We start from the raw sequence: 6773 nt of genomic DNA on the forward strand, positions 1-6773 counted from the left end.
AGATTATGAAATACACTGTCAAAAGTTTAGCAAGTTTTGTTGGTGGGATAGTTGAAGGGGATTATAACGAGGAGATCTACGGGATAGCGGAGTATACCAATGGTAAAAAAGGACAGATCACTTTTACTGTTGATAAGCGCAAGTATGAGGAGGCGTTGAGGACAGAAGTATCTGCGATAGTAGTTCCCCACGAATTTGAGTATAAAGGTAAAACTTTAGTAAAAGTTGAGGATCCGAAATTTGCGATGGCTCGTGTAGCTCAGCTTTTCAATCCTTATGAAAAGTTGGGCTTTGAGGGAATATCGGATAAGGTGTCTATTGGTAGTAATGTCAAAATGGGAAAGAATGTAACTATAATGCCATTTGTGGTTATTCAGGATGATGTTGAGATAGGAAATAACGTTATCATCTACTCTAATGTTTTCATTGGATATGGTGTTAGGATTGGCAATAATGTTGTTCTAAGACCTAATGTTGTGGTGTATCCTGGTAGTATAATAGGGAACAATGTAATAATTCATGCTGGAGCTGTAATAGGTGCTGATGGATTTGGATATGTTCTGCATAAGGGAGAATATCATAAACTACCACATATAGGAAGGGTTTTTATTGAGGATAATGTGGAAATAGGAGCAAATACTTGCATTGATAGGGCATTTATTGGTGAAACGATAATAAAGAAGGGAACCAAGATAGATAACTTAGTACAGATAGCTCACAATGTTAAAATAGGAGAAAACTGTATAATAGTTTCACAAGCTGGAGTTGCTGGTAGCACTGAAATAGGCAATAACGTCATTATTGCTGGGCAAGCGGGAGTAGTGGATCATGCAAAGATTGGAGATAACGTTGTAATAATGGCTAGAGCTGGTGTTGATGATAGGGAAGTCCCTCCTAATAAGATTCTTTTAGGAACTCCTGCTAGGGATGCATTGGAACAGAAGAGAATATTTGCAGCGGAAACTAAATTGCCCGAGTTGGTCAAGAAAATAAAACACTTAGAGGAAGAAATAGAAAGTCTGAAAGAGAAATGAAATATGACCTCCAGAGAATTTCCAGGACTTACTATAGAGAGAAGAGATGCTCTGCTCTCTTTTGAGCAGAAAATCGGTGTTAGATTCAAAGATCTTTCTCTGTTACACCAAAGTTTAGTTCACTCTTCCTATGTGAAGTATAATGCTCTTCCCTCAATTATGTCAAATGAACGTCTAGAGTTTGTTGGTGATGCTCTTATATCTATGGTGATTAGCGAATACTTGTATAGAAACTACCCTAATTTTGATGAAGGTATGTTGTCAAGTGTAAAGGCAGATGTGGTGAGTAGAAAGATTATGTATGATATAGGAATTAAGATCGGTATAGATGAGTATATTCTTACAGTCCCATCGTTGGACAAATTTGATTACAGAGGTAGAAGAACTATAATATCAAACACTTTTGAAGCTTTGGTAGGGGCTATGTTTTTGTCAAATGGACTGGAAACTACCAAGGATTTTGTCCTAAAACTATTCTTGCCGGCAATTGAAAGTAGAATCAGAGATGGAACTAGTGATTTCAAAAGTCTTCTGCAACACTACGTAGTAAGATCGTTTGATACTTATCCGGATTATTTAGTTGTCAGTGAAAGTGGACCTGATCATCAAAAAGAGTTTTTGGTAAAAGTGCTGGTAAATGGCAAGGTTCTTGGTGAGGGTAGAGGATTTTCAAAAAAGGAAGCTGAGCAGTATGCAGCTAAGAATGCTTTGGAAAACTTGAACCACGTATTATAGTATATGACTTAAATGCATACCGCAACGAATGAATCCAAAGTTCTTATTTTGTCAAAAATTTTCTTGATTGATGTAAATTTGGCTTCACTTCTGCTTGCTTCTTCTATAGTTTTCTCAGGTATGTCTACATTGGAAATAATCAGTATATTACTTTTGTCAATTTCTAGTTTTTCGTCTATTAATCTTACCGCTTCGCCATTGTGACAGTAGGTCTTCGTGTGTTTGGATGGATTAACCAGTATTCTATCTCCAACTATTTCAAAAGAGGTAATGCTAACCTGTAGTGGTAGTTCTCTTTCTCTAAGGAAGTTGTTGGTGATTTTTTCTAATTCCTCGTGTGTTATCTCTTCAGTGGAGTAACTCTTGATTATTCCCTTTATGGCGAGTAGAGCAAAGTTTGAGAGAAACAATCTATCAGGAACGAAAAATAAAAAACCTATGAGCTTGTCTTTACTCATACTGATGTCAAAGTAATACCCTCTATGAGCCTCGGTATCTTCAATGTATTTGTAAGCAATAACTTTGTCAAAATACAGAAACACTTCACTATCTTTGATGAGGAGATATTTCGCTTTTTCAAAAGATTCAACTTCCCTAACATGGAATTCTCTTTTCTCTTCAATATCCTTCGCCAATGGTAAAACAAGAGTATTTGCTATTGTTTTCTCTAGTTCGTGGAATACGGGAAAGTATTCCTTCATAATTGTTTTATCGCATTCTCGTGCGTAAGAACCTTTTATAACCTTAGGTAGCTTTATCAGTAGATAGTCTGTTTCGGAAACCTCGTTTGAAATTCTGAAAATACATATTAGGTTATTTATTGTAAAAAAATTCACAATCTCTTTACCGGAATCAAGAATGTCGTTTATTAGCATGCTCCTTTTGTTTAGCATCTTAGACAGAATGAAAGGAGGAAGAGAGTTTTGCGGAACTATTGAGATCTTAAGGTGTTTTGAGGTTTTGTTGAACAGCTTGGGTATCACTTCTTTGAAATTTTCAACTCTCTTTGGTGCAATTTTGTAAAACTCTTTCAAAAAGTTATCAATGTCTGATATCAGTAGTTCGCATGTTATGACTTTTCTTCTGAAATACCAAGTGATAGCAAGTACTGAGAGTATGATCAGGGCTGAAATTATGCTTGTTTGTGTGAGCCAGAGAGGAAGCCTGTCTTTGAAAATTATAATTGATAAGATTATGGCCGTTGCCCACAGTAGCAGTATAATTGAGCTTAATTTTAGATTTTTCAGTCCAAAGGTAAAAATCAGTGAGATAAGAATGTTAAGCGATATAATGGTGAAAATTGTGAAAATTTCGGTGAGAAAGTTTACAATCGTCATAGTTGATGAAAACGAGGTAATAAGAGTGAGACAAGACATTATAGCATGGTTAGACTGAGGTAACGTAGCTTTGGTTATTGAAAGAATAGAATAGATAAGCAAAAAAGTTAAGGTAACTCCTAGGAATAGTAGGCCTATGTTTTCTTTTAAGATGTAGTGTAGGAGTAGAGTTAGAGTAACAGAGACTAATGAAAAAAATTGTATTTTCTTTTTAAGTTTTAGTGGTTTAGTAAGCGAGAGAAAGAGAACTAAGGTCTGTGAAGAAAATGTGATTATTGATAATGCTATTACTGCCCAAGATAAAAATGGTGATATAGGGTTTTTCAAGAGATAGGACAGAATAATAACTATTGGTAGAGGTATAGAGAGAAGCAGATAAACTCTGTGCTTTTTCTTTGAGTTTACTATTGAGATTAAGGAATAAAGCTCTCCAGATCTTGATAGTTGAAGTAATCCTATAAAAGAGGGTACTGATGAGATAAGAATTATCATCTCATCAAAACTTTTTGGGTAGAACAGTAGTAAGAGCGTTGCAGAGATTATGAAGATAGCTATCCAGGTTGCGATTACTATTTTAAGCATAAACTACGAAATCATTATCAATAAAAGCGTTTCAATCTTCAATATTCAGTATCTTTCCCCTAGGCTTATATGGGAGTCCAAACAGAAATTTTTTGATGGAATAGTTTGCATTTACAACTTTTTTGGTTGTTGTAGATTTTCCCTAAAGAGATTTTTCTGTTAAGCTTTCTTCTCTAAGTTTCTTTGAGAGCTCTAACTAAGCTTGCCCACTTGCTACTCTTGAGTTCATCAGTTAGGAAACATTGCTTTGTATTAAAACTCTGGTATTTTCGCTTGAAAAAAGCGATTAAAATTATTAACATTTTACTTATGGCAAAAGAAATAAGGGTGAAGAAGATGTCTTCTTTTCTACAGGAGGAGATATCCGAGATAATTCACAACAACCTTAGGGATGAGAATATAAAGGGAGTTGTGAGTGTGTTTGATGTTGAATTGTCAAAAGATCTTAGGTATGCTACTGTGAAGCTAAGTGTAATGGTTAATTCGGAGAATGAGCTTAAGAACACTGTGAAGGCGTTGATAAGAGCAAAAAGTTTTGTTAGAAGGAAGCTTTCAAAAACTTTAAAAACAGCATACGCTCCCGAATTATATTTTGAATTCATAGATCTTTCTAGGTCTATGAAGGTTTATGAAATCTTAAAGGGGATAGAAAGGCATGGGGAAAATGATAGATACTAAAGTTATGTCAACGCTTGGCGAAATAGTGGATATCCTAAGAAAGGAGCAAAAATTTGTTATAACTTTTCATGTAAATCCTGATTATGATGCTGTAGGTTCTGCCCTAGGGATGTTGTATATACTTAGAGAGATGGGTAAAGATAGTGTGCTGGTAGTAAGTGAGGAGAAAAGGGAAGTATTTGAGAAAACTTTCTCTTTTCTTCCGCTTTGGGATGAGATAGAGGGGATTGAAAAGTTGAATGGAATGAGTTTATCGGATTATGTGGTAATAGTTCTGGACAGTGGTGAAGTTAAGAGAATAGGGAAGAACTTTGAGGAATTTCTCAGGAAATTCAAACTTGTTTTGAACATAGATCACCATCATGACAACGAGCTTTTTGGCACTTACAACCTTGTGAATTCAGAAGTTGTTGGAACGGGTGAGTTTGTGTATCAGATTGCTAAAGAGTTTGGGATTCAGATAACCAAGGAGTTAGCATCGCTTATATATTCAAGCATAGTAGGAGATGGTGGTTCTTTCAGGTTTGATTCTGTGAAACCATCAACTCACAGAATTACGGCAGAGCTTTTGGAAACAGGTATAGAGCCTTCTTTTTTCACAATGAATATGTTCCAAAATAAAACTGTTTCTTTCATAAAGTTTGAGGGGGAGGTATTCCAGAACTTGAAAACTTGTTGTGAAAACAAGGTGGTTTGGGTGATAATAACGGATGATTTGTTGCGAAAGTATGGACTTACTGACGGAGAGGTAGAACCTGTGGTGGAAGATATAGGAAGGATAAAAGACGCTGTTATTTATTTCACGATAAAAGAAAAAAGAGAAAAAGGAATAATCTCCGTGGCTCTTAGAAGTAAAGGAAATATTGATGTATCAAAGGTGGCTAGGAAGTTAGGAGGAGGTGGGCATAAGAACGCTTCTGGGATTGCTTTTGAAATGTCAATGGGGGTTGATAAGGTTGAGGAAATGGTGATTAAAGAAATAGCTTCAAGCTTTAATGATGGGGCCCTATGAGGGATGTAAGAAGTTTTCCGAAGAAAGCAAGAATTTTATCCTTGATTGAGTCAGATCTGGGAAAGGAGAGAACTTTTAGGTCTGAGAGACTGTATTTCTAGGTAAAGCTATTTGGTTTTTTCTAAAGATAGGGGGAAGCTATGGATATTTCGTTGATAAAAAGAGGTGTTGTGGAGATAATATCTGAGAAGGAACTTGTGGAAAAGATAAAAAGTAAAGGGAAACTCAGGGTTAAATTTGGTGCAGATCCTTCTGCCCCAGATCTACACCTAGGACATACTGTTCCTCTTAGAAAACTTAGACATTTCCAAGAAATGGGACATACTGTAGTGTTCATAATTGGTGACTTTACCGCTATGATTGGTGATCCTTCTGGTAGAAGTAGCACACGAAAGAGGCTATCACGAAGTGAAGTTATGGAGAATGCTAAAACTTACCAAGATCAGGTTTTCAAGATACTTGATAGGTCTAAAACTGAAGTTGTGTACAATAGCGAATGGTTTGACAAGATAACATTTGAAGAGGTTTTAAACCTTGCTAGTAAGTATACGGTAGCTAGAATGCTTGAAAGGGATGACTTTGAAAAAAGGTTTAAAGGAGGAGTTCCAATATCAATAACAGAGTTTCTTTATCCTCTTATGCAGGGATATGACTCGGTTATAGTTAGGGCGGATGTTGAGATAGGAGGTACCGATCAAAAGTTTAATCTCCTTGTTGGTAGAGAGTTACAAGTAGAATACGGTCAAGAGCCACAAGTTGTTATAACATTACCACTTCTTGAAGGAACTGACGGTGTAAGAAAGATGAGTAAGAGCTATGGAAACTATATAGGAATAAACGATACTCCATCTGATATGTTTGGGAAGATTATGTCTATTCCCGACAGTCTTATATTTAAATACTTTGAGTTGCTCACAGATGTACCTCTAGAGGAGATTGATTTTTACAAAAAAAGTGTTGAGGATGGTGCAAATCCCCGAGACATAAAAGCCATTCTTGGAAGAAAGATTGTTTCGTTTTTCTATGGTGAAAGTGAGGCAGAAAAGGCTAGTAGAGAATTTGATAGAATGTTTAAGTATAAGGAGGTACCTGAAGAGATAGAAAAGATAGAGCTTTCAAAAGGAGAATACAGTATTGTTGATCTGCTCGTGTCATTGAAACTGATGTCTTCCAAAAGTGAGGTAAGAAGATTGATACAGGGAGGAGGATTGTATGTGAACAACGAAAGAGTGCAGAATCTGGATTATAAACTATAGTTGGACAGTGAAATAGTGATAAAGATGGGGAAAAGGAAATTTGTAAAACTAGTTCCTGTATAACTTCTTAGATGCTTGTTAGAAAAGATGCTCACCCAGTCACAAGGATTGCAAAGAAAACAAAAGAAAACCGTACCTG

At 36.0% G+C, this 6773-nt stretch carries 6 protein-coding genes; 5 read left to right on the forward strand and 1 reads right to left on the reverse strand.

Going from position 1 to position 6773, the window contains the following annotated elements:
* Nucleotides 1-5 precede the first annotated feature (5 nt).
* The gene (lpxD, locus tag ABDH28_02450) at nt 6-1034 is read left to right on the forward strand and encodes a UDP-3-O-(3-hydroxymyristoyl)glucosamine N-acyltransferase (protein MEN2997884.1); all 1029 of its coding nucleotides are present in this window, start codon (nt 6-8) and stop codon (nt 1032-1034) included.
* Between the two features lie 3 nt (nt 1035-1037).
* Nucleotides 1038-1769, forward strand: a complete 732-nt coding sequence (rnc, locus tag ABDH28_02455; GenBank protein MEN2997885.1) for a ribonuclease III — start codon at nt 1038-1040, stop codon at nt 1767-1769.
* 8 nt (nt 1770-1777) lie between these two features.
* Here rnc and ABDH28_02460 read toward each other — a convergent pair whose 3' ends face one another.
* Nucleotides 1778-3688, reverse strand: coding sequence for a hypothetical protein (locus ABDH28_02460; GenBank protein ID MEN2997886.1), 1911 nt, complete (start codon nt 3686-3688; stop codon nt 1778-1780).
* A 309-nt stretch (nt 3689-3997) separates the two neighbouring features.
* On the opposite strand from ABDH28_02460, the gene rbfA reads away from it, so the two are divergent.
* From rbfA to tyrS, 3 genes are all read left to right on the forward strand, one after another.
* Entirely contained in the window at nt 3998-4366 is a 369-nt protein-coding gene (gene rbfA, locus ABDH28_02465) for a 30S ribosome-binding factor RbfA (GenBank protein ID MEN2997887.1), read from the forward strand.
* Nucleotides 4344-5378 (forward strand): bifunctional oligoribonuclease/PAP phosphatase NrnA, encoded by a 1035-nt coding sequence (locus tag ABDH28_02470; GenBank protein MEN2997888.1) that lies wholly within the window; start codon nt 4344-4346, stop codon nt 5376-5378. Before rbfA ends, ABDH28_02470 begins: the two co-directional genes overlap by 23 nt.
* 140 nt (nt 5379-5518) lie before the next feature.
* Nucleotides 5519-6634 (forward strand): tyrosine--tRNA ligase, encoded by a 1116-nt coding sequence (gene tyrS / locus ABDH28_02475; protein ID MEN2997889.1) that lies wholly within the window; start codon nt 5519-5521, stop codon nt 6632-6634.
* Nucleotides 6635-6773 lie beyond the last annotated feature (139 nt).

Source organism: Brevinematia bacterium (assembly GCA_039630355.1).
Lineage (GTDB): Bacteria > Spirochaetota > Brevinematia > DTOW01 > DTOW01 > SKYB106.

Coding starts and splice junctions, on each gene's coding strand:
- lpxD (MEN2997884.1), top strand. CDS start 6: ATGAAATACACTGTCAAAAGTTTAGCAAGTTTTGTTGGTGGGATAGTT.
- rnc (MEN2997885.1), top strand. CDS start 1,038: ATGACCTCCAGAGAATTTCCAGGACTTACTATAGAGAGAAGAGATGCT.
- ABDH28_02460 (MEN2997886.1), bottom strand. CDS start 3,688: ATGCTTAAAATAGTAATCGCAACCTGGATAGCTATCTTCATAATCTCT.
- rbfA (MEN2997887.1), top strand. CDS start 3,998: ATGGCAAAAGAAATAAGGGTGAAGAAGATGTCTTCTTTTCTACAGGAG.
- ABDH28_02470 (MEN2997888.1), top strand. CDS start 4,344: ATGGGGAAAATGATAGATACTAAAGTTATGTCAACGCTTGGCGAAATA.
- tyrS (MEN2997889.1), top strand. CDS start 5,519: ATGGATATTTCGTTGATAAAAAGAGGTGTTGTGGAGATAATATCTGAG.